22 protein-coding genes are annotated in these 23,230 nt (G+C 51.4%); 5 read left to right on the plus strand and 17 right to left on the minus strand.

Annotated elements, in window-relative coordinates; genetic code table 11:
- Positions 1-45: 45 nt before the first annotated feature.
- The gene (smrA, locus tag INT19_RS08420; protein ID WP_089038370.1) at positions 46-636 is read left to right on the plus strand and encodes a DNA endonuclease SmrA; all 591 of its coding nucleotides are present in this window, start codon (positions 46-48) and stop codon (positions 634-636) included.
- A 116-nt stretch (positions 637-752) separates the two neighbouring features.
- Here smrA and INT19_RS08425 read toward each other — a convergent pair whose 3' ends face one another.
- From INT19_RS08425 to metH, 4 genes are all read right to left on the minus strand, one after another.
- Positions 753-1,298, minus strand: coding sequence for a DUF934 domain-containing protein (locus INT19_RS08425; RefSeq protein ID WP_193060435.1), 546 nt, complete (start codon positions 1,296-1,298; stop codon positions 753-755).
- The gene (locus INT19_RS08430; protein ID WP_089038372.1) at positions 1,285-2,943 is read right to left on the minus strand and encodes a nitrite/sulfite reductase; all 1,659 of its coding nucleotides are present in this window, start codon (positions 2,941-2,943) and stop codon (positions 1,285-1,287) included. Before INT19_RS08430 ends, INT19_RS08425 begins: the two co-directional genes overlap by 14 nt.
- Positions 2,944-3,080: 137 nt before the next feature.
- Positions 3,081-4,397: an MATE family efflux transporter gene (locus INT19_RS08435; RefSeq protein ID WP_193060436.1), complete on the minus strand. Its 1,317-nt coding sequence runs from the start codon at positions 4,395-4,397 to the stop codon at positions 3,081-3,083.
- Entirely contained in the window at positions 4,397-8,092 is a 3,696-nt protein-coding gene (metH, locus tag INT19_RS08440; RefSeq protein ID WP_193060437.1) for a methionine synthase, read from the minus strand. Before metH ends, INT19_RS08435 begins: the two co-directional genes overlap by 1 nt.
- A 287-nt stretch (positions 8,093-8,379) precedes the next feature.
- Here metH and nfuA point away from each other — a divergent pair, with 287 nt between their 5' ends.
- Positions 8,380-8,991: a Fe-S biogenesis protein NfuA gene (gene nfuA, locus INT19_RS08445; RefSeq protein WP_038484241.1), complete on the plus strand. Its 612-nt coding sequence runs from the start codon at positions 8,380-8,382 to the stop codon at positions 8,989-8,991.
- A 279-nt stretch (positions 8,992-9,270) separates the two neighbouring features.
- Here the strand turns inward: nfuA and INT19_RS08450 are convergent, their stop codons facing one another.
- Positions 9,271-10,305 (minus strand): DNA-binding protein, encoded by a 1,035-nt coding sequence (locus INT19_RS08450; RefSeq protein WP_193060438.1) that lies wholly within the window; start codon positions 10,303-10,305, stop codon positions 9,271-9,273.
- A 202-nt stretch (positions 10,306-10,507) separates the two neighbouring features.
- Here INT19_RS08450 and INT19_RS08455 point away from each other — a divergent pair, with 202 nt between their 5' ends.
- Positions 10,508-11,695 carry a tyrosine-type recombinase/integrase gene (locus INT19_RS08455; RefSeq protein WP_193060439.1) on the plus strand — a complete coding sequence of 396 codons (1,188 nt, stop codon included), beginning with the start codon at positions 10,508-10,510 and terminating at the stop codon, positions 11,693-11,695.
- Positions 11,696-11,733: 38 nt separating this feature from the next.
- Positions 11,734-12,150 carry a SufE family protein gene (locus tag INT19_RS08460; protein ID WP_038484250.1) on the plus strand — a complete coding sequence of 139 codons (417 nt, stop codon included), beginning with the start codon at positions 11,734-11,736 and terminating at the stop codon, positions 12,148-12,150.
- Between the two features lie 26 nt (positions 12,151-12,176).
- Here INT19_RS08460 and yidD read toward each other — a convergent pair whose 3' ends face one another.
- From yidD to gorA, 10 genes are all read right to left on the minus strand, one after another.
- Positions 12,177-12,452 (minus strand): membrane protein insertion efficiency factor YidD, encoded by a 276-nt coding sequence (yidD, locus tag INT19_RS08465; RefSeq protein WP_205739042.1) that lies wholly within the window; start codon positions 12,450-12,452, stop codon positions 12,177-12,179.
- Positions 12,453-12,508: 56 nt separating this feature from the next.
- Positions 12,509-12,976 (minus strand): phosphoribosyl-AMP cyclohydrolase, encoded by a 468-nt coding sequence (hisI, locus tag INT19_RS08470; RefSeq protein ID WP_193060441.1) that lies wholly within the window; start codon positions 12,974-12,976, stop codon positions 12,509-12,511.
- A complete protein-coding gene (locus tag INT19_RS08475) occupies positions 12,976-13,425 on the minus strand; it encodes a transcriptional repressor (protein WP_038484256.1) in 450 nt (149 codons plus the stop codon). The genes hisI and INT19_RS08475 overlap by 1 nt, the downstream gene beginning before the upstream one ends.
- A gap of 31 nt (positions 13,426-13,456) precedes the next feature.
- On the minus strand, positions 13,457-14,455 hold the full coding sequence (locus tag INT19_RS08480) for an alpha-L-glutamate ligase-like protein (RefSeq protein WP_038484259.1): 999 nt from the start codon (positions 14,453-14,455) through the stop codon (positions 13,457-13,459).
- A complete protein-coding gene (locus tag INT19_RS08485; RefSeq protein WP_089038377.1) occupies positions 14,452-15,975 on the minus strand; it encodes an inactive transglutaminase family protein in 1,524 nt (507 codons plus the stop codon). The genes INT19_RS08480 and INT19_RS08485 overlap by 4 nt, the downstream gene beginning before the upstream one ends.
- A gap of 38 nt (positions 15,976-16,013) precedes the next feature.
- A complete protein-coding gene (locus INT19_RS08490) occupies positions 16,014-16,853 on the minus strand; it encodes an ATP-dependent zinc protease family protein (protein WP_193060442.1) in 840 nt (279 codons plus the stop codon).
- A gap of 249 nt (positions 16,854-17,102) precedes the next feature.
- A complete protein-coding gene (locus tag INT19_RS08495; protein ID WP_009724424.1) occupies positions 17,103-17,501 on the minus strand; it encodes an ectoine synthase in 399 nt (132 codons plus the stop codon).
- 84 nt (positions 17,502-17,585) lie between these two features.
- A complete protein-coding gene (ectB, locus tag INT19_RS08500; RefSeq protein WP_193060443.1) occupies positions 17,586-18,854 on the minus strand; it encodes a diaminobutyrate--2-oxoglutarate transaminase in 1,269 nt (422 codons plus the stop codon).
- Positions 18,855-18,971: 117 nt separating this feature from the next.
- Complete coding sequence (gene ectA, locus INT19_RS08505; protein WP_030072977.1) at positions 18,972-19,550, minus strand: diaminobutyrate acetyltransferase; 579 nt, start codon at positions 19,548-19,550, stop codon at positions 18,972-18,974.
- A 235-nt stretch (positions 19,551-19,785) separates the two neighbouring features.
- A complete protein-coding gene (gene gorA / locus INT19_RS08510; protein ID WP_193060444.1) occupies positions 19,786-21,168 on the minus strand; it encodes a glutathione-disulfide reductase in 1,383 nt (460 codons plus the stop codon).
- A gap of 172 nt (positions 21,169-21,340) precedes the next feature.
- Here gorA and can point away from each other — a divergent pair, with 172 nt between their 5' ends.
- Positions 21,341-21,988 (plus strand): carbonate dehydratase, encoded by a 648-nt coding sequence (gene can, locus INT19_RS08515; RefSeq protein WP_089038381.1) that lies wholly within the window; start codon positions 21,341-21,343, stop codon positions 21,986-21,988.
- A 39-nt stretch (positions 21,989-22,027) separates the two neighbouring features.
- Here the strand turns inward: can and INT19_RS08520 are convergent, their stop codons facing one another.
- Positions 22,028-22,522 carry a c-type cytochrome gene (locus INT19_RS08520; RefSeq protein ID WP_226912743.1) on the minus strand — a complete coding sequence of 165 codons (495 nt, stop codon included), beginning with the start codon at positions 22,520-22,522 and terminating at the stop codon, positions 22,028-22,030.
- An 85-nt stretch (positions 22,523-22,607) separates the two neighbouring features.
- Positions 22,608-23,228, minus strand: a complete 621-nt coding sequence (gene msrA, locus INT19_RS08525) for a peptide-methionine (S)-S-oxide reductase MsrA (RefSeq protein WP_193060446.1) — start codon at positions 23,226-23,228, stop codon at positions 22,608-22,610.
- Between the last annotated feature and the right edge of the window lie 2 nt (positions 23,229-23,230).

Raw genomic sequence — 23,230 nt, forward strand, 5'->3', positions numbered from 1 at the left:
GGTTTGCTAGGATAGAGGCATTAGACCCTGTCAGAGGAGCCTGTTATGAATCAATCACTTCGTGATGAGATGGATTTCAGTGCGTTGGTCGGCGATGTAAAGCCGTTACCCAAGCATAACCGCGCAGATACAGGTACCCAGCGCCAGCGGCCTACAGAGGCCCAGCTTGCTCGTCGTGAAAGTGCTGAGCAGCGTCTGGAAGAGCGTAATTTCTTATCCGATGATTTTGTCGACTTGTTGCCGCCCTTTGATCCGATTGAATACCGCCGGGAGGGTATTCAGCAAGGAGTGGTCGATAAACTGAAGCATGGTGGTTACAGTGTTCAGGCCCAGCTACATCTGCTACGGCGGCCGCTGGCAGAGTGCCGCAGAATGCTGTTCCCGTTTATTCAAGAAGCTTACCTCCACGACCTTCGCTCTGTGCTCATTGTGCATGGGAGGGGGCGAGAAATAGATAGTCCTGCGAATGTCCTGCGTTCCTATCTGGCTAAATGGCTTACTCAGTTCGACGAAGTGCAGGCTTATATTTCTGCGCAACCTGCGGAGGGTGGCCTTGGCGCCACCTGGGTCATGCTACGTAAAAGTGACCGTGCCAAAGCTAACAACCGTGAGCGCCAGCAAAAACGTCGCGGATAGCCTGCCATTGTTTATCGAGTAATTGTTTATCAAACAAAAAGGGCAGCCGAGAAGCTGCCCTTTCTGTTTCTATCTCTACTTCTATCTTTCTACGTCTATCTCGATATCGTTTGCGGTTACTGCTTTGTGTCCGCCAGGCGGCGTTCGAACAATGCTTGGCGCTGCTCAACATCGGTTTGGTAGCGAACACTAAACATATTCAACGCACGGATAGCGTCGTCTGGATGCTGATCATCACGCAGAGCCATGGCGGTAAAGCCACAGCGGCGCATGTAATCCAACTGGTCGACCAACACATCACCGACTGCACGTACTTCACCGGTATAGCCGTAGCGTTCGCGAAGCAAACGAGCAAGCGTGTAGCCACGCCCATCCGTAAATGCCGGGAAATCGATGGCAATCGCACTGGTACGGCTTAGCTGCTGGCCAAGCTCCGTGGTTAACTCGGTATCACTTGAAAGCAGCGGTGCTAGCTCGGCATCGTCCTGGTTCGCTTGCCAGAGTGCCAGCGGCACAAAGGCGGGACGCTGTTCAGGGAGCGTGTCTGCGTCATAGGACACACACCAGGCATTCTCTGCTGCCAGTTCACCATCAGCGATCAGATGGTCGACATGTACTGGCGTGAGCTCAACCGCGTCAGTCTGAGTGTCATTGCTGGGCATAAACACGCTCCTTAAAGGGTTTTAAGCCAATACGGCGATAGGTGTCGAGGAACCGCTCGTCTGCGTGACGTTCGGCCACATAGACTTGCAGTACCTTATCGACAACGTCCGGCACGTCTTCGCGGTAGAAAGAGGGCCCTAGGATTTTACCTAACGAGGCATCGTCAGTTGAGTTACCACCAATCGAGATTTGGTAGTACTCTTCGCCTTTTTTGTCGACGCCGAGGATGCCGATGTGGCCAACGTGGTGATGCCCACAGGCGTTCATGCAGCCTGAAATATTCAGATCCAGCGGGCCGAGGTCATAGAGGAAGTCCAGGTCTTCAAACCGCTCCTGCAGTGCTTGGGCGATGGGGATAGAGACCGCGTTGGCCAAGCCACAGTAGTCGCCGCCAGGGCAGCAGATAATATCGTTCAGCGTACCTACGGTTGGATTGGCCATGCCCAGTGCATCAAGCTCTTTCCAGAGCGCCTCTAGCTCATCGACGGGAACGTCAGACAGCACTAGGTTTTGCTCGTGGGTCACGCGCACTTCACCGAAGCTATAGCGATCGGCCAGGTCGGCGACGGCTTCCATTTGATCCGCTGTGACATCGCCAGGCGCGTGTTCGCGGCGCTTAAGTGAAAGGGTCACCGCTTTATAACCAGGGACCTTGTGGTCGGTGACGTTATTCGTCACAAAGCGGGCCAAACTACGATTTTCGCTGCGTAGCTGTTCGAAATCGGCAATGGCGCTCTCAGCAACCGGACGGCGCTCTGGTTCAGGGAAGTGAATCTTGGCCGCATCAACCGCTGCTTGGTTAAGTGTTTGCGGGCCATCTTTAAGATGCGCCCACTCTTCGTCAACGCGGCGGCGAAACTCTTCAATACCGAGCGCTTTGACGAGAATTTTAATACGTGCTTTAAACTTGTTATCGCGGCGACCAAATTGGTTGTATACGCGAACACATGCTTCTAGATACGTTAAGAGGTGCTGCCAGGGAAGATCTTCGCGCACCACGTCGCCAATCATCGGTGTGCGGCCAAGACCGCCACCTGCCAGCACTTTAATGCGGACGTCACCGTCTTCGTTACGCCATAGCCGCAGGCCGATGTCATGCACTTGAATAGCTGCGCGATCTTGGGCGGCACCGCTGACGGCAATTTTAAATTTGCGTGGCAGGTAGGCGAACTCAGGATGTAAGGTTGACCACTGGCGAATTAGCTCACACCAGGGGCGCGGATCTTCCACTTCATCACCGGCAATACCTGCAAACTGGTCGCTGGTGGTATTGCGGATGCAGTTTCCGCTAGTTTGAATAGCGTGCATTTGCACTTTGGCGAGGTCTGCCAAAATATCGGGTACGTCTTCCAATGCTGGCCAGTTCAGCTGCAAGTTTTGCCGAGTCGTGAAGTGGCCATAGCCACGATCATAGCGCCGAGTAATTTCCGCTAACGCGCGAAGCTGCTTACCCGCCAGCATGCCGTAGGGGATGGCGATTCGCAGCATTGGCGCATGCTTCTGAATATACAGGCCGTTTTGGAGTCGCAGCGGGCGAAACTCTTCTTCTCCCAAACGCCCGGCGCGGTAGCGGTCCATTTGGTCACGAAACTGAGCGACGCGCTCGTCAACCAACGTTTGGTCGTGAATATCATAACGGTACATGTGGCACGATCCTGCTAAAAGCGAAATGGTCACGTCGAGACGGACGGTAATGTGCCGTCACCTTAACGCGGGCGTCATATTCTACAAAAGAATATATAATTATCTTTTTATCGCTAAATGGTATTTGAGGTTTATAGTCATAGCGTTTGAGCTAGCCAGCGTCGACGCTGCCACACCCATAAGAAGCTGCTGGAGTTGAGCGCACGGTAGAAAAGTTGCACTAGCCATACACCGAGTAGCCCATATTCCAACTCAATGCCTACCCACCAGGCCAGTGGCAGAAACACTAGCCACTGCATGCTCAAAGTAAGCAACATCACTGTTCGCTGAGCGCCAGCGCCCATTAACGTTTGGGCCAGCACCAATGCGGCAGCATCCAGCACTATCATTAAGCCAGTAATCTGTAAGGGAAGAGTACCTGACTGAATAAGTGAGTGATCTTCAAAAAAAATAGCCAGAACAGTGGCCGGGAACAACAGCATAGGGAGTGCCAACACTGTCAGCAGCAAGCCAGCGACGCTTAATGCGTCGATTCCCCAGCGGTGTGCTGCCTGTTGATCATCGCGCCCTAATGCTTCACCGACCAAGCTCATTGCCGCCACACCCACCCCGACGCCAGGTAAAATAAGTAGCAACGATAGATTCACTAGCACATGGCCCACAGCGACACTCTGCGTGCCCATCCTACCTAATAGCCAGAACAGCACCACATAGCCGGCGGCAAACCATACTTGTTGCAGTGAGTGTGGGATAGCCAAAAATAGTGTGGTCTGTAATGAGCGCAATGTCAGCTTCTGTCGGGTAAGTGCGTGGGCGTTATAGGTCACGCAAGCCCAAATAATCAGCCCCAGCAGTAGCGAAAGCGTCGTGCCCATACCTGCACCATTGGCACCCAGCGCCGGTAGGCCACCAATGCCATAAATTAATCCTGCACTAGCGACCACATTGAACACATGCACAATGACGATAATACGCAGGTAAAGGTGCGTGTGTTGCCGCCCGTTCCAGTAACCGCGAAAGCAAAGTGTCAGGGCAATCGCGGCTAACGATACAACGCGCCAGCGGAAATACTCCACGGCAATCGCCGTCACGTCATCTGCTGGCGTCATTAGCTGTATTAACCGGGGAGCCTGCCACCACGCGAGACACGATAATGGAATGCCGACCATAACGGCGATCAGCAAGCCAGAGTGAAGTGAGCGTGTTAGCGGGAAGTGTTCTGCGCCCAGGTCTTGAGAGGTTTGCGACTGGACGCTGGAAGAGAGGCCAAAAACCAGCGCCGTCATCATAAACATGGCATAGCCGCCGATACCAACACCTGCCAATGCCTCTTGGCCTAAATGGCCTACCAGTGCAGCATCAATAAGGTTGAGCATGCTCTGTGAGAGCATGCCCAGCATGATCGGTAAGGCTAAGCGCATGACCTTACCTTGGCGGCGGCCCACTGCTGACATTAGCTAGGGTCGTAAGAGAGCACTGGCGATAGCCAGCGTTCCATTTCCACTAATGGCATCTGCTTGCGTTGCGCAATCGCTTCCACTTGATCCCGGGTGATTTTTCCGGTGGAGAAGTATTTGGACTGGGGGTGTGCGAAGTACCAGCCAGAGACCGCCGCCGCAGGCCACATGGCAAAATTTTCGGTCAGTGCCAAGCCGGTATTTTCCGTCGCATCAAGCAACCGGAACAGCGTGGCCTTTTCGGTATGGTCAGGGCAGGCTGGGTAGCCGGGAGCAGGGCGGATACCCTGATATTTCTCGGCAATTAGCGCGTCATTATCCAGCGTCTCTTCCGGCACATAGCCCCAGAACTCTTTGCGCACGCGCTCGTGCATGCGCTCGGCAAACGCTTCTGCTAAACGGTCGGTTAATGCTTGCACCATGATGGCATTGTAATCGTCACCAGCTGCTTCATAGGCTTTAGAAAGTTCATCAACCCCATGGCCTGTGGTAACGGCAAAACCACCGATCCAGTCGGCTTTGCCGCTCTCTTTAGGCGCAATAAAATCCGCCAGACTGTAGCAGATCCCATCACGCCCTTTGGTGGTCTGCTGACGAATGTGATGCAAACGCTCAACGATCTCGGTGCGGCTTTCATCGGCATACACTTCAATGACATCGTCATCGACGCTGTTAGCGGGCCACAAGCCAATGACGCCGCGCGCCTGAACGCGCTTTTCGTCGATTAGCTTGCGCAGCATCACTTTGGCATCTGCAAACAAATTGCGTGCAGCTTCCCCGACCACCTTGTCTTCAAGGATTTTGGGGTACTTGCCAGCAAGCTGCCAGCTCATAAAGAACGGTGTCCAATCGATGCGTTCAACCAGCTCTTCAAGGTCGTAGTTATCGAAGGTTTTGAGACCCAACACCTGAGGTTTCACTGGAGTAAAGCTGTTCCAATCCGTGCGAAAGCGCCGTTTACGGGCTTGGGTATAGTCCAGGTCTGCGGCTTTAGGGCGGCGTTTGGCGTTACGCTCGCGCACTTTTTCGTACTCTTCGCGAATCTCGGCAACGTAGGCGGCTTTAAGGTTCGGCGCCAGTAAACGGCCCGCGACGCCAACCGCTCGGGAGGCATCGGTTACATAAATCACGGGGTGATCGTATTGTGGCTCAATTTTTACGGCTGTATGGGCTTTGGAGGTAGTGGCACCACCAATGAGCAGCGGCAGATCCATGCCCCGGCGCTTCATTTCTTTAGCAACATGCACCATCTCATCAAGCGATGGGGTGATCAGTCCTGAAAGTCCAATGATGTCAGCATTGTGATCTTGGGCGGCCTGAAGAATTTTTTCGGTAGGCACCATCACGCCAAGGTCGATGACTTCGTAGTTATTACACTGCAGTACCACGCCGACAATGTTTTTGCCGATATCGTGAACATCGCCTTTAACCGTGGCCATTACGATCTTGCCTTTGGCCTTGGTCTCTTCGCTTTTTTCCGCTTCGATATAGGGAATCAGATAGGCAACCGCCTGCTTCATGACGCGAGCCGACTTAACTACCTGGGGTAGGAACATTTTGCCGGCACCAAACAGGTCGCCAACCACGTTCATACCATCCATTAACGGGCCTTCGATCACCTCGATGGGCCTAGCGGCCTCGGCGCGAGCCTGTTCGGTGTCCTCTTCTATATATGCAGTTACGCCTTTAACCAACGCATGCTCGATACGCTTATTAACCGGCCAACTGCGCCACTCCAGGTCTTCTTTTTTGGCGGCGCCGCTGCCATCGCCCTTGTACTTGTCGGCAAGGTCAAGCAGCCGCTCGGTACCATCGCTACGGCGGTTGAGCACGACGTCTTCTACCGCATCACGCAGCTCAGTGGGTAAGTCATCATAAACCGCCAATTGGCCCGCATTGACGATGCCCATGCTGAGGCCTGCACGAATGGCGTGGTAAAGGAATACCGAGTGAATGGCTTCACGAACGGGGTTATTGCCTCGAAATGAAAACGAGACGTTCGATACGCCGCCGGAGATCATCGCGTGAGGCAGGTGCTCACGGATCCACTGGGTAGCCTCAATGAAATCGACGGCGTAGTTATTGTGCTCATCTATGCCGGTCGCGATAGCAAAGATATTAGGGTCGAAAATAATATCTTCCGCAGGGAAGCCAATGTCATCGACTAGTAAGCGGTAGGCGCGTTCACAAATTTCGGTTTTACGCGCAAAGGTATCTGCTTGGCCTTCTTCATCAAACGCCATGACCACAATGGCGGCGCCAAAGCGGCGACATTTGGTGGCTTGCTCGCGAAACGCGGCTTCACCTTCTTTCAGCGAGATAGAGTTAACAACCGCTTTGCCCTGAACACACTTAAGGCCCGCTTCGATGATGTCCCATTTAGAGGAGTCGATCATGATCGGAACGCGAGCGATATCGGGTTCGCCAGCGATTAAATTAAGGAAACGAACCATCGCTTCCTGGGACTCCAACATGCCTTCGTCCATGTTGATGTCGATAATTTGCGCGCCGTTCTCGACTTGCTCCAAGGCGACTTCAAGCGCGGTGGTGAAGTCTTCTTCGACGATCAGCCGCTTAAAGCGTGCCGAGCCGGTCACGTTAGTGCGCTCACCGACATTGACAAACAGCGCGTCGGCTTCAATGTTGAAGGGCTCTAAGCCAGACAGACGGCACGCATGACTACGCTTTGCAATCTTGCGGGGCGCCATCGAGCTGACTGCCTCAGCGATGGCGCGAATATGCTCAGGGGTTGAGCCACAGCAGCCCCCAATAATATTGACCAGTCCACTTGCCGCGAACTCGCTGACAATGGCCGCCATTTCCTCTGGGGTTTGGTCATACTCACCAAACTCATTGGGTAGGCCCGCATTGGGGTGCGCAGAAACAAAGGTATCGGCTTTAGTGGAAAGCTCTTCGATGTAAGGGCGCAGCTCCTCCGCACCTAGAGCACAGTTCAAGCCAACTGAGAGAGGCTGAGCGTGGCGAACAGAGTTCCAGAATGCCTCGGTGGTTTGACCAGAAAGCGTGCGACCTGAGGCATCGGTAATGGTGCCGGAAATCATCACCGGCAGCCGCGTGTTCAGGTCATCAAACAACTCTTCAAGGGCATAAATAGCGGCTTTGGCATTAAGTGTGTCAAAGATAGTCTCGATCATAATAAGATCTGCACCGCCTTCGATTAACGCCCTAGCAGCTTCGTAATAGTTCTCGCGAAGCTCGTCGAAGGTGACATTGCGCTTAGAAGGGTCGTTGACATCCGGCGACAGAGACGCGGTGCGTGAGGTTGGCCCAAGTACCCCAGCGACATACCGCGGGATATTCGTTTCAGCCGCCACGGCGTCACAGACATTACGCGCCAAACGTGCCGACTCACGATTCAGCTCAGGCACCAAATCTTCCATGCCATAGTCTGACTGGGAAAGACGTGTGCTATTAAATGTATTGGTTTCGATAATATCCGCGCCAGCTTCTAAATAGTCGCGGTGAATACGTGCTACTAAGTCCGGACAGGTAAGTGCTAATAAGTCATTATTACCTTTAAGGTCCGAGGGCCAGTCACGAAAGCGGTCACTACGGAAATCGTCCTCGCTGAGTTCGGCGTTCTGCAACATGGTGCCCATGCCGCCGTCCAAAATCAGGATACGTTGGGCAAGGCGTTGGGTGAGGGAAGCAGTCAAATCACTAGCAGCCATGGCAGGGGGGAATCTCCAGCGTCTCAGTCAAAAAGGATATTTTTTATAGTCGTCGTCATAGTGTGAGCGGCGCCTATCATAACAAAGGGCACACCATAGGGCAGCAAGTAAGGGCGTGAAGTTATTGCAGTATCTTAATGAGGCGCGCTCATATACATAGGCAATAGCCTACTAAAATAGTCGGGATTGTGCTGGCGAGCAGTTTTGCTTACCATAGGCGTTAATGAAATAGTTATAAATGACATGTGATGTGGCCAAGCCACAACCACGGGAGGATAACATCCCTTATGACCGCGACTATCGAAACAGATACCCAAGGTATTGATATTACTGACAGTGCTCAGGAATATCTTGCTGAACTGTTGGAAAAGCAGAATGTTGAAGGCATTGCTGTACGTATTTTTATCACCCAACCCGGCACGCCTTACGCGGAAACATGTTTAGCCTATTGCCGTCCAGGTGAAGAAGAACCCACTGACGTTAAGCTTGAACTTGAAAAAATTAACGTATTTCTCGATAAAAACAGCTTGGCGTTTTTAGACGAGGCGGTTGTTGATTTTAACGCGGATCGTATGGGCGGCCAGTTAACCATCAAGGCTCCTAACGCGAAAATGCCTAAAGTTAACGCGGACAGCCCGCTGGAAGACCGCATCAACTACACGCTTTACAGCGAGATTAACCCAGGGCTGGCGGCCCACGGTGGTGAAATCAAGCTGGTAGAGCTGACCGAAGACAAGGTGGCGATCCTTGCTTTTGGTGGCGGCTGCCAAGGTTGTGCAGCGGTAGATTTAACGCTTAAAGATGGCGTTGAGAAAACACTGATGGAGCGGATTCCTGAGCTAGCGGGTATCCGTGATGTGACCGATCACACGGATACAACGAACGCTTACTACCGCTAACGCACTGTTGGTGGCACCGTGTTCGCTTCGAAATGCCCAGTAGATCTGCGTAATGCCAGTCAGCCAAGGCTGGCTGGCATTATCCACTAGCCACATACAGCAAAGCGACCACCTTCCAAAGCGTGAACCGCACTGTCATTCCCGAGTGGGGTTATCGGGAATCCACCTTGATCTTGACCTGCAGGAGCCCCAAATTCCAGGTCAACATGGATTCCCGCTAAGGGCCTGCGGGAATGACGAAGGCGGCTCGGTGGGCTGGGCTTTTTTATACGCAATGCATTACTCGTCAGTTGAGGTGCCTTCTTTATCCTGTGATGAAAGCGTCTCGGGCAGGGCTGTTAATTGCGCGTGAAGGGCTTCCATTCGTTGCCAAAGCTGTTGCTGCCAGTTTTCGTCCTGAAGCGCCGTTTTGTGCTGCTGTTCTAGTGCTTGGTGGGCTTTATCAAGCTCGCTCTGCAGGCTGGAGTGCAGCTCTTTTAGCGATATATTGTTGCGCTCAAGCTCGTCAATACGTTGTTGCAAGCTGCTGTTGTCTAACTGGTAGTGCTGCAACGTGTCTTTTTTGAGCTGAAGCTCTTTCGCCAAGCTGTCTGAGCGCTGCTCGAACTGGAGCAGGCGCTTTTGTAGTGCTTTTTCTTCTTGGGCACGCTCTTGTCTTAGCGTGTCTAGCAACGCCATCAGTTTTCCTTCCGCTGCTTCGTTACGCTGCTCCTCCTGAGCAAGGCGCTGTTCCCAAGCGGCTTGGCGTTGTTGCAGCTCTTCAGTGAAGCGCTCTTTCAGCGAAGCGACATCATGCTCCGACTGGGTAAGTAGCTGCTGGTATCGCTTAGCATCTTGGTTGGCTTGCTCTGCCTGTTGCTGCCACTGACGCTCGCTCGCTTGACTAGCGGCCAGCTCGCGATTAAGTGTCTCCAAGCGCTGTTCTGTATGTCGCAAATGCTCTGCAAGGGCACTTTCTCGTTGCTGCGCATTGGCTGTTTGCTGAAGTGCTTCGGCAGCTTCCTGCTGGGCGCTCTCTACCTGCCGATTAGCATCTTCACGATAGTGGACGAGCGCTTGATTGGCGACCTCTTGCGCCTCGCGCCATAGTTCGGTGGCGACGTTAACGATGACTTCTGGGACGCCCTTAGGTGGCGGAACATCGCGATTTTGCTCTCGCTCAATACGCCAATTACGGAAATGCTCACTGATCGTTGTGAAGCTGCCGGTTCCCAGTACTTCCCGAATGCGTTGCACGCTAGGAGTGTCGCCGCGAGCGAGCAGGGTGTCGATTGCTTGCTGAACATCACTGTATTGAATCCCGCTGCGAGCCATGGTGCTTATCCCTGTCAGATTGGTAGCGCTATTTTCGTAGGGTTTGGTTAAAATTACAATAATTACGTAATACATAAAACGTAATGTTATTTACATTAAGTGCTATAAATTCAAGATTACTGCCCTTATCTTGAATTTTAGTGCCGATAGCAGCACACTTAACCCATTGAAAAATAACGCGGTAGATATGGGGAATGTGGCGATGCCCAGAGAGGTCGAAAAACAGCAAAAACACGTACGTGAAGGCCTAGAAAAGGGCAGCTGGCCTGACTTGCTGGCTAAGTCTTCCGTGCCCGTCACCCCAACGCAGCTAATTGATGCTCAAAACGACGTTGAGGCTGTTGCTGCGTGGCTTAGGGAGTACCAAGGCAGCCCTCAGACATTGAAAAGTTACCGCCGAGAGGCGGAGCGCCTGCTGCTTTGGTTGTCCAGCCACAACACCTCGTTATGCGATATGAATCGTGAAATGTTGCGCCAGTACGAGGCTTTTTTGGCAGATCCTCAGCCAACTGAGCAGTGGGTGGGGGCAAGTAAGCCTCGCTATCATGCGCAATGGCGACCTTTTCGTGGTGGGCTCTCGCCTGCAAGCCGGCGGCAAAGTCTGATTATTCTGCAGGGCTTGTTTAGCTGGCTAGTGGAAGCAGGGTGGGTACGCCATAACCCATTTGTGCTAATGCGCGACAAAGCAAGGCGGCTGAACAACCAGGCTCAAACCATTGAGCGTTATTTAGAGCGAGATCTTTGGGTATGGTTTTGGCAGTGGCTGAATACGCCAGCCGGACACGCTAGTGAGCGAGAAGCGTATGAACAAGCACGGCGACGGTTTATATTCAGCTTCGCTTATCTGTTAGCGCCACGTATTAGTGAAATGGCTAACGCTCGGATGGATGACTTTCAGGAAAGCGAGGGGCGATGGTGGTGGGTGGTGGTCGGTAAGGGGAGTAAGCTTGCACGTATTCCGGTGCCCGATGACATGCTTGAGTGTGTGCTCGAATGGCGGGAAGCGCTTGGGTTAGCAGGCCTGCCCAGTTATCACGAACCCGACCCTCTTATCCGTGCGTTAGATAAACGTCGTGGCATTAGCGATAACCAACTTTATCGGCTGATTAAAGGCGTATTTAGCGAGGCGGCTGATGCACTAGAAGCGCAAAATGGTAAGCCTGCCTATGTGAGTGCGCTGCGTCGTGCAACACCCCACTGGCTGCGGCATACGGCGATTACACATCAAGCGCAATCGGGGGTAAGCCTGCGCTATTTAGCCGAGAGTGCCCGTCATTCTAAACTGGATACGACGAGTCGCTACTTACACACCGAAGATAATGAATGGCACCAAGAGCAGCAGCGTCATCGCTTGAAAACAGCCCCAAAAATGCCTTCTGACCCGTTATAATAGGCATGATATTGAGACACCAACCCAAAGGAAACGCCATGGCAACTTCAGGCGCTGAGCTGGCCCAGCAAGAACTGGTCGAAGAGTTTGAAATATTTGATAACTGGATGGATCGTTATCAATACATTATCGATATGGGGAAGCAACTGCCTGACTTTCCGGAGGAGCAGCGAACCGAAGAGTTTAAGATTCAGGGCTGCCAATCTAACGTGTGGATGTGTCACGAAGGGCAGGGCGACAAGCTTATTTTCAAGGCAACGTCGGATGCGGCCATCGTTTCAGGACTGATTGCGTTGCTGCTGAGAATCTATAGTGATCGCACACCTGATGAGATTAGCCAAACCGAGCCTCACTTTTTGAAAGATTTAGGTTTGGATAAGCACCTATCACCTACCCGCAGTAACGGCTTGCATGCCATGTTGGAGCGTATTTACCAGGTGGCAAAACAGTCTTAATTGTAAACGCGCATTGGAAAGCTTTCTCAGTGATGATGGTCGCACTTTGAGTGCGGCGGCGCTGTTAAATCGGGGTCTTCACGACATAGCTGCTCGCTTCTGCCACCAGGCACGGGATCGATACCACCGGCGCTGCCTGGGTGGCATCGCATAATACGCTTTATCGCCATCCAGCCGCCTTTGAAAGGGCCATGCACTTGAATGGCTTCAACGGTATAAGACGAGCAGCTTGGCCAGAAGCGACAGCGCGGCCCCAGCAGGGGGCTAATGGTGTATTGATAGACCTTGATGCAACCAATCATGACAATGGCGAGTGCCTTCAAGGCCCAGTGCTTTGCTTGGGATAGCGGCTTTACCACTATTTCTTGCCGTAAAGTGCCGCTGGGTCGATAAGCGGTTCGCTGGTAATCGTCGCACGCTCTTCATTTACCGATAAGTAAAAACAGCTGCGTCGACCGGTGTGGCAAGCGGGTCCTGTCTGATCGACTTGAAGTAATAGCGTGTCACCATCGCAGTCGAGAGCCGCAGATTTCAGCTGCTGTTGTTGACCCGAGGTTTCACCTTTACGCCAGAGCTTTTTACGCGAGCGTGAATAGTAGCAAGCACGCTGCGTTGCTAGCGTTTCTTCGAGTGCCTCGCGGTTCATCCATGCCATCATTAACACTTCGCCTGAATCAAACTGCTGGGCAATGGCAGGCAGCAAGCCTTGTTCGTTAAAGCGCACTGCGTCAAGAAGCGCTTCGGTCCCGGGCAACGTATCGGAAGGGCTGGCAGACTCTAGGGCTTTGAATAGGTCGCGCGGGGCTAATTGGTCAAAACGTGACATTACTCGTTACTCGCAGATCGGCAATTTTGGCACAAACCTTGAAGTTCTATCGTTTGGCGCTCGACGTTAAACCCTTGTCGTTTGGCTAATTCGGCCAGTTGAGCGCTTATTTCATCTAAGTGAAGCTCTTCAACATAGCCACAATGGCGACAAATCAACAGCTGAAACCCATGGGCATGCTCAGGGCAGGCGCAGGCAACGTAAGCGTTTTGTGACTCTATACGATGAACGAGACCTTGCTCGATAAGAAAGTCGAGAGCACGGTAAACCGTGGGAGGTCTTGCTGCGGCATGCTCAGTGGATAGCTGGTCTAACAAGTCATACGCTTTTAGGCCGCCACCATTCTCAGCAATCAGCTCTAATACTCGGCGACGAATAGGTGTAAATCTCACGCCTCGGGTATGGCACTGGGATTCCGCTTGTTGTAATAGCGTATTAGCTTCTGTCATTAGGGCACTCGTTGAACGGGATATGCGTAGTCTACGCCGTCGCCGAAGAAGTGTCAGGCGTTTCTACGAGTTCGCTTTGGCGGGCAAAGTGGTGTTGTGCAAACGCTACCCGTTCCGCGACGGGAACACCGTCAGGCTGCTGCTCGATCAGGTCAAGCCGACGGCGAAGTCCTTCACCGTTGGTCATTTGGATAGCAAGCCCGGGGCGCGCATTAAGCTCAAGCAGCATGGGGCCATGCTTTCTATCTAGCACCATATCGGTGCCAAGATAGCCAAGCCCGGTCATCTCGTAGCAGCCTGCTGCCAGGTGGAGCAGGGTATCCCACTGTGGGACAACCAGACTTGCCAAGTCGTGACCTGTATCGGGATGGCTAAAGCATGGACGATCAAACTGCACTCCACGTAGGGCCGCGCCTGTGGCAATGTTCAGCCCAACACCCACGGCCCCCTGGTGAAGATTGGCCTTGCCATCCGACGCAGCGGTAGAAAGCCGCATCATGGCCATCACGGGATAACCTTTAAACACGATGACTCGAATGTCCGGTACGCCTTCATAGGTATAGGCCATCAGGCTTTCATCGAAATTGATCAGTGTTTCGATAACGGCGACATCCGGTGAGCCGCCTAGCGAATACAGCCCAGAAAGTATGTTCGAAACATGGCGCTCAATATCTTCAATCGACAAACTGACACCGCTTGGCTTGATAAAGATACCCTCTTGTACCTTTTCAATAACAAGTATGCCTTTTCCGCCACTGCCTTTGGCGGGCTTGATCACAAAGCCTGAATGGCCGCTCAGCATCTCACTGATATGCTTGACACCAAACTGAGTCGTTACCGTACCAATGAGCTCTGGCGTTGTGATGCCGTAACGTTGCGCAAGAAGCTTGGTTTTCAGCTTGTCGTCAACAAGCGGATATAAGCGTCGGGAATTATAGCGGCCAATGTAGCGAATATTTCGCCGATTCATGCCGATAATTCCCTTGTCTCTAAGTCGTGTCGGCCACGTCCAGTTCTTTAGCCAGCTCATGAGGATTTCTCTTCATCTGTAATTGGCTTAAAACGGCGAAGCTCCAATAAACGATAGCCCGTGTAATTACCAAGCAACAAGATGAGCGCCATCAGAATGAACTGAACACCAAGGAAGTTGAAAGTAATGTGGCGAACCCAGGGGTTGTTCATGGCAAGGAACGCTAATACAGCGGTTAAGAGGCTGCCTCCGCCTTGAACCAGTACCTGCTTTGGCCCTTCCTCTTCCCAAAGAATCGACATCCGCTCAATCGTCCACGCCAGAATGATCATTGGGAAAAATGTGACGGTTAACCCCGAACTTAGGCCCATACGATAAGCAATGACAGTGAAAATTGAGATGATTGCTATGACCGTGATGATGACCGCCGAAACCCTCGCTACCAGCAATAGATTGAGGTATGAAAGATAATTACGAATGATCAAGCCCATGGCCACAATCAGCAGGAAGCCAATTAAGCCCGTTAGCAGGGTAGTTTGAATAAACGCTAATGCAATCAGCACCGGCATAAACGTGCCCGACGTTTTTACCCCAACCAGCACGCGCAAAAACACCACTACCAGCGCGCCAATGGGAATCAGCAGGATCGTTTGGAAAAGTGCCTGCTCTTCCAAAGGAAGGCTATGGATAGAAAAGTTGAGTAGTGTGTCATCAGAGTAGTGATTGCGAACCGCCGCAGAAGCCGGTTGGTAATGTGTCAACATTGAAAAGGTGACACGCGAATTGGTTCCGCCCTGGACCTCTAGCACCGCGCGACCACCTGTTTCCCAGAGCAGAAGGTTGTCGGGTTTTCCTTGCTCGCCGGTAGTCGGATTAAAGAGTGTCCACGTTTCGGCAGATTCGTCGAACACTTGAATCCAACTGCTGAGGGTTTGTCGACGACGACCATCCTCCATCAATAGGCCGCTGACTTCCCTTGCATGAACACCCGCTTGGTTCAACAAACGCACAATCAGTGGCGATGGCTGTTCCTGGGCTAAGAGTAGTCGTGCATTTTCCCCTTGGCGTTCGCCATTAATATCTAAAATCAATTCTCTCGCAAAGGTGGCGTTATTGGCGCTACGTGCCCAAGCACGATCAATTAATTGGCTAGCGGCAGTGTCGTACGGGCTTTCCCAGGGGGGAACAGACGATAATTCTGGTGGCGTTTGTACCGGTGAGCGCGCATCTGGCGAAACCAGCATTTGCACTGAATAGTAAAGCTGCTGGCTACCGGCGGCATTGCGAATAGTCCACTCAGCCTGACGACCTAGTTCATCTGCTTTATAGGCAAGCCCATAGCCGGAAGACGCGGTGTTTTCCGTCAAAACCCGGTATCCGGCCTGATGAGAAGGCAGCGCTAGATCAACCTGCACAGGGCCGTCCTGGGCATTAAAGTTGATAACAGCTTCGATTTCCCATACTTGGCGCTGTTCGCCGGGTAGCCAGGGGATTTCGAACTGAACATGTCGATGCACACTGGCGGCAATACCAACCAACAGCAGTAGTCCAACGATCAAATAAAACGGCAACCGTGACATCATGATTCCTTTCAGCGAAAAACGGCGGGGGAGAACTGTTACTCTTCAGTATCGTCTTGATCTGCTGCTTCATCTTCAGCGGCTTGATCGACAGGTTCACCGCCAGGGAATTCTGGACGTTCGTAAAGATAGGTTTGAGCAACATCAATAGTGGCAATATCCATCATGAATCGCCGTCCTAACAGCACTGGGTAGTCCAAATGGGTGCGATTATTAAGCGTGAACTCAACGTTTTCGCGGATTGGGCCCAAGGTCATTAACAGTGAGATCACTGGGCGAGACTCTTCACCAGATGCCTGAACAATACGCACCCTACGTACAATCGGCGCTTCGATCCATTCATCACGCACGCGATCTACGACCACGTCATTGTCATTTAGTGCCAACTTAAAGCGCACCCAATTTTCGCCATCACGTTCAAAGCGGGTAATTTCGGATGCTGATAGTGATGACGTGTTGGCTCCAGAATCAACGCGCGCCTTCAAATAAGTGCCAACACTGGGTAAACCAACCCATTCACTGCGGCCCAGCAGTGTTTTGTTGTCTTGAGTGGCATCAACATCGCACTCTTCACGAACAATAACGGGATCTTCACCGCGAGCTTGTAGGCCAGCCACATCTTGGCGCAAATAGCGCAACAGGCTACCGACTTCGCGAACATCAGCTGTTAACGCTCGCTGTTGGTTAAGCTGCTGCTCGTGCAGTCGTGTAGACGCGGATGCACACTGCTGAGCAAGAGAGGTTTCAAGTTCAAGGATGCGGGTGTTAAAAGACGCTTCGCTTAATGGCGGTGGCTCATTCGTTTCTGGCGGTGTCACAGCACAGCCTGCAAACGAAAGCGACAAACCAGCCATTAGACACAATACACCTGAGCGCATAACGTGAGATATCCTTAAACAAGAAGAGCATGAATGATAAGGAGAAGGACATTGTATTGTCCAACTTGATCCGCTGGTTTTGGAACCTTTATTTAGTTAATTTAACATAATATATATTATGCGAACCCGTATGATCTCACAGGCATCAGGTTAAAATCCTAATCATCAATGACAACCCTCATAAAAAACAGCCTGCTTTTTAAGCAGGCTGTTTTGTCATTAGCCAATCCGTAACGCTAACGTTGGGCCTTACTCACCAGCGGGTGCAGCGTATGAGCCGTCTTCCTGGTGTACTTCATTACCGGTAATTGCTGGCGTGAAAACGCATGCGACGGTCATGCCTTTTTCTTTACCGCGTAACAGATGTTCGTCGTGCTGATCCAGCAGATAAATATCGCCTGCTTTGATCGGCCAGATTTTGCCATCGGCTAGGGTTTCTACTTCGCCTTCGCCTTCATAGCAAAACACAGCTTCATAGTGGTTTTTGTAATGAATATGCGTCTCAGTGCCTGGGAAAATACGGGTAATATGAAATGAAAAACCCGCATTATCATTGGCTAGAACAAGACGCGTGCTGTCCCAATTGCCATTCTCGGCGGTGACAAGACGATCTGTTTTACGTGCTTCTTCAAGATTACGAACGATCATAGAATTGCTCCGTTATGAGGCACTTGGTATTAACCGAAGCGGCCCAGTGCTGAATCGATGCTGCAAAATTAGCCTAACTCTACATCACGCTTGGATAACAGCATTGACTGAGGCTTCTAGAATATCCAGCGCTTCCAGCAAGTCCTCATCACTGATGGTCAGCGGGCATAGGCATTTCACTACTTCGCCGTCTTGGCCGCTGGTCTCAATAATAAGGCCGTGCTCAAATGCTTTGCTGGTGATCTTGTCGGCAATATCACCAGAGACAACATCAATACCGCGCATGAGGCCGCGTCCACGTTCAGTGGCAGGCATGCCGTTCTCACTGAGTAAGGCTGCCAGCTTTTGGAAACGTTCTTCAACAATACGCGCTTTGCACTGAACATCACGCTCAAAAACATCATTTGACCAATATTTTTTGAGCGCAGCCGTGGCGGTCACCATCGCCAGGCTGAAACCACGGAACGTGCCGTTATACTGACCAGGCTTCCATTTATCAAGCTCTGGACGCATCAATACATGGGCAAATGGCAGCCCGAATCCAGAGAGTGATTTTGAGTTCGTCACGATATCAGGCGTGATGCCCGCGTGTTCAAAGCTAAAGAACTTACCCGTGCGGCCACAGCCTGCTTGGATGTCGTCGATGATCAACAGAATATCATGGGCGTGACAGATACTTTCTAAACGCTTGAGCCACTCAAGGCCTGCCACGTTAATACCGCCCTCGCCTTGCACGGTTTCGACAATAACACCTGCCGGTATATCGAGGCCGCCAGATTTGTCGTTAAGTAATTTCTCGAAGTAATCCAGCGTATCCGCATGCTCTCCCATATAACCATCAAAGGGTAAAAAGCTTGCGCCCTGTGTGGGAATGCCACCGGTCGCTTCGCGGAACTTGCGGTTACCCGTGGTTGCCAGTGCTCCCATGGTGACGCCGTGGAAGCCGTTGGTGAAGGTCACAATGTTATGGCGACCTTTAGCAACACGGGCCAAACGGATGGCCGCTTCTACTGCGTTAGTGCCTGTCGGACCAGGCAGATGTACCTTGTAGTCTAAGCCACGCGGTTTGAAGATAACTTCTTCAAGGGTTTCCAGGTAATCACGCTTTGCAGCGGTCCACATATCCAGGCCATGAACAATGCCATCTGTTGACAGATAGTCGATCATTGCTTGTTTGAGATGTGGGTTATTGTGGCCGTAATTGAGCGTGCCGGCACCGGCTAGGAAATCAATGTACTCACGACCATTCTCGTCCGTTAAACGAGCATTCTGGGCTTTGGTAAACACAACGGGGAATGAGCGCGAATAAGTACGTACGTTAGATTCCATGCGTTCAAGCGTTTGGGTCTGCATTAACGACCTCCTTTTTAAATCATTGAGCCAACAAGCGTAGGACAAACTGGCGGAAACAGCGGTAACACGTAACCAGCTAGCAAGAACCGCGTATTGGGCAATAGCTGGTCCGTTCCGTTACATGCTGTCTGTTTGAAATGGACCTATACGAACTAGGTTTTCAGGATCATGCTCCCCACCGAGTTGTTCGGTAGAGAAATATTCACGGCTATTTAAAGGGGCTTGCCAGCGTGCAGCGAGGCGGCGAAATAAGCCCCAAGAGGCCTGATTGTCTGGAGTGATCGTCGTTTCCAGATGATGCACATTATCAAGTTCTGGACGCGACATAATGGCTTCGACTAAGCGGCGCGCCAAGCCTGTACCACGTGCTTTTTCACCGACGGCAACCTGCCATAGAAAGTAGGTATCCGGCGCGTTGTCTTTCACATAGCCAGATACAAATCCTACTATCTCGCCCTCTTCATTTGTCGCGACCGCACAGGTGTCGCGAAACTGAGTTGCCAACAGTAAATAAGCATAAGCAGAATTAACATCAAGCGGCGGGCAAGCTTTTATCAACTCGTAGACGCCCCAACCATCATCTGCATTCGGCTTGCGAATAAATAACGGAGTAGATGCATGCCCGACCACAGCATCAGCGACTGTTGGGCGTGCAAGGTCTGCAGAAGGGGTAAAAGGTGTTATTGGCGTGCTCATGGTTATGCTTCGCTGTAGCGAATTTGAGCGCCATTATAACAGCTGATTATGAGCAATTCAAAAATCATATTATTCATCCTGTCCTTTTCCATAATTTTTGGTTATCAAAGGCGTCTCTACCTGCAAAAATCAGCTGAAAGAGCCGCTGTATTGGAAGAGTTTAGATCAACCTCACATAGCTGCGAGACAAAAAAGGCGAGCTAATGCTCGCCTTAAAAATGTAAATTTTATGTAATCAATTGCGCGTAGCTGTTCTCATTGTCACAAACTCTTCCGCACCTGTTGGATGGATGCCGATGGTACGATCAAAATCTTCTTTTGTAAGCCCAGCTCTGACCGAAATGGCGATCCCTTGTATTAATTCACCGGCCTCTTCACCGACCATGTGAGCCCCTACGACAACATCTGTCGCGTCATCAACGATTAGCTTCATTAAAGTGCGTTCTTGGCTACCAGACAAGGTGTGTTTCATTGCTTTAAAGTCCGCGCTATAAACGCTAATTTTGCCAATGTTTTCTCTGGCAGCCTCTTCAGATAGCCCTACCGTCCCAATATTGGGATGACAAAAAACCGCCGTAGGAATCGTGGCGTAGTCCAGCGGTTTAGGCAGTGTTTCATTGAAGTGGATATCGACTAACTGCATCGCCTCAGCCAGTGCTACGGGCGTCAATTCAGGCCCCTGGGTCAAATCGCCAAGCGCCAAGATTGAAGGGACCGCCGTCTCGTAGCGCGCATTTACTGGGATTTTTCCACTGCTATCAAGATGAATACCCAATGCTTCAAGCCCTAGCCCCTGCGTATTGGCATTACGTCCTGTCGCTGCTAAGACGGCATCTACCTCTTGAACATCACCGTTAGTTAAATACACGTTAAACGCCGAGCCATTGGGTTCAATCCGTTCAATATTGGTATTGAAATGCAGATTGACGCCTTTTTTGCTCATTTCATCGCGGGTAAAAGCTCGAACTTCTTCATCAAACCCTTTTAGAAACAGCTCTCCACGATAAATCAAATGTGTTTCACTACCGAGGCCGTTAAAAATGCTCGCGAATTCGACCGCAATATAGCCGCCTCCCAAAACCAGAAACCGCTCTGGAAAAGCGTCAAGGTCAAATATCTGGTTTGAAGTGACTGTGTATTCACTGCCAGGAAAATCAGGCACCCATGGCCAACCACCTGTCGCTAGCAGTATCTTTTGTGCGGTTACTTGGGTAACGCCTTCTTCAGAAGCCAGTGAAACGCTGTGTGCCCCTGTCACGGTTGCTCTAGCATGAAGCAGTACGACTCCCGCGCCCTCTAACATCCGCTGATAAATGCCATTAAGCCGTTTTATTTCACTGGTTTTATTATCGCGTAGCACTGACCACTCAAAGACAGCAGGCCCAGGCAACTGCCATCCAAAGCCTGCGGCATCATCGAAGCTGTCGTGAAAGTGAGCCGCATAGGAGTACAGTTTTTTAGGCACGCAGCCGACATTGACACAGGTGCCGCCCAAGTAACGATCTTCTGCTATAGCAACTCTGGCACCGCTTGCAGCTGCCATTCGTGCGGCGCGAACACCCCCTGACCCTGCTCCAATTACCAATAAATCGTATTCATATTCCGCGTTATCTGCCATGTGCTATTCCTATCCTGAACCATTGCATGTACTTATCGGTCATGTACTTACCGACAACGGTCGTTAAGCACAAAGATTGACCTTAGATTCTGAGAAGGTTAAAACCCCTCTCTCTGTACCCTAGTTTGCTCTATCTTGAACCTAACAGCTCCTAACCTGTGACGGAGATCCAATGTCTAACGCTATTGAAACACTGCTTGATAATAATCGCGCCTGGGCAGAGCGTATGTGTGAGGAAGATCCTGACTACTTTAAACGCCTTTCCAATCAGCAAAACCCTGATTACCTCTGGATTGGTTGTTCTGACAGTCGTGTGCCTGCTAACCAAATTATTGCCCTTCCGCCAGGCGAAGTTTTTGTCCATCGTAATGTCGCTAACCTGCTCCACCATACCGATATGAACGCACTGTCAGTTGTGCAGTTTGCGGTGGATGTACTTAAGGTCAGTCATATCATGATTGTGGGGCACTACGGTTGTGGTGGCATTAAGGCGGCAGTAACCGGCGGTGAGTGCGGAGTCGTCGATTACTGGCTGCATTCGGTGCGCGAACAGTATAACCATCACCGTAATACGCTTGAACATTTACCAATGGAAGAGCAAATTGACCGCATGTGCGAATTGAACGTAAAGGCTCAAGTTAATAGTTTGTGCCGAACCAAAATTCTGCAACGTGCCTGGCAGAGAGGCCAAGATATTTCAGTGCATGGTTGGGTCTATGGGTTGAGCGACGGCCGTGTAAAAGATCTCAAATGCACCATAACTGGCCTGGAGCAGGTTGAGACCCTTTATCGTATCGACCGCCTTCAACAAAGCGACTGACACCATCTGTGCCTATCGCTCTGATGACATCGATCTCGGTCAGTTATAGCGGTAGGCGCGATGACAGCTTTTACAGCTTAAGCCAACATCAGAAAATGCTCGCGTGGCCGCGCGATAGTCCTCTTGCTCGGCCGCATCGATTAGCGTCGCCACTTTTTGCTCAAGATCCGTAAATCCCGCTGCGAAATCTTCCCACTCTTCCCAGATTTCTGGGCGAGCGTCAGACCCACGCCCATGAGTGCCGACAATAAACGCGGGCAAAAAATGAGCTTGAGTCGCTTGTTCCTGAAGCGTTGCTAACCGCGGCGCGGCTCCGCGTGCATCCTGGTTATTCACCAAGTCAAAACGCAGCTGACGCAGAAGGCTTTCTAGCTCTTTCAATTCATCCTGACGCCATATGACCGCTTCTCGCTCACTTGCAAACGGGCTCTCTTCAACCGTTTGTGGCGCTGGAACGGCATCTTCAGTAACTTCCTCTGCCATGGTCGGCGTAGTAATTGCAGCAAAGACGACCAGGGCCCAAACCGAAGGCATGAGCCATGAACGTTTTAAAGTATGTGGCATTTTACTGACCTTATTACTGACCTTGTGATGGAGTACTTGGCTCTTCTCACCACGACTAACCGATGGGGCAAGTAACGCCAGTACCTTTGAGCCCGCAGTAACCAGCGGGGTTCTTGTCTAAATACTGCTGATGATAAGCCTCCGCGTAGTAAAAAGTATTCAGCGGCTTGATCTCGGTAGTAATAGTACCTCGGCCAGCCTCATCGAGCGCCTTTTGATAGGCATTGGCACTCTTTTCAGCAGCCATCAACTGAGCAGCCGTTGTTGTGAAAATGGCAGAGCGGTACTGGCTACCCACATCGTTGCCTTGACGATTGCCTTGAGTAGGGTCGTGCTGTTCCCAAAAAATTTGCAACAGCGTAGCCAAGGATGTGGCATTGGGATCATATACCACTCGAACTACCTCGGTATGGCCTGTTTGTCCCGTACACGTTTCTTGATAAGTTGGGTTTGGTGTTTCTCCCCCGGCATAACCGGCGGCAGTGACGTAAACTCCCGGCACTTGCCAAAACAGGCGTTCAACGCCCCAAAAGCACCCCATGCCTAACACAATTTCTTCATACCCTGCTGGGAAAGGAGGGTGAAGTGAGTGGCCTGTAACGGTATGTACGCTGCTCGTTTCAATCGGCGTTACGCGGCCAAGTGGTGCTGAATTTGCTTTAGAAAATAGCGTCATAA

This window comes from Halomonas sp. 3A7M (assembly GCF_014897875.1).
Classification (GTDB): Bacteria; Pseudomonadota; Gammaproteobacteria; order Pseudomonadales; family Halomonadaceae; genus Vreelandella.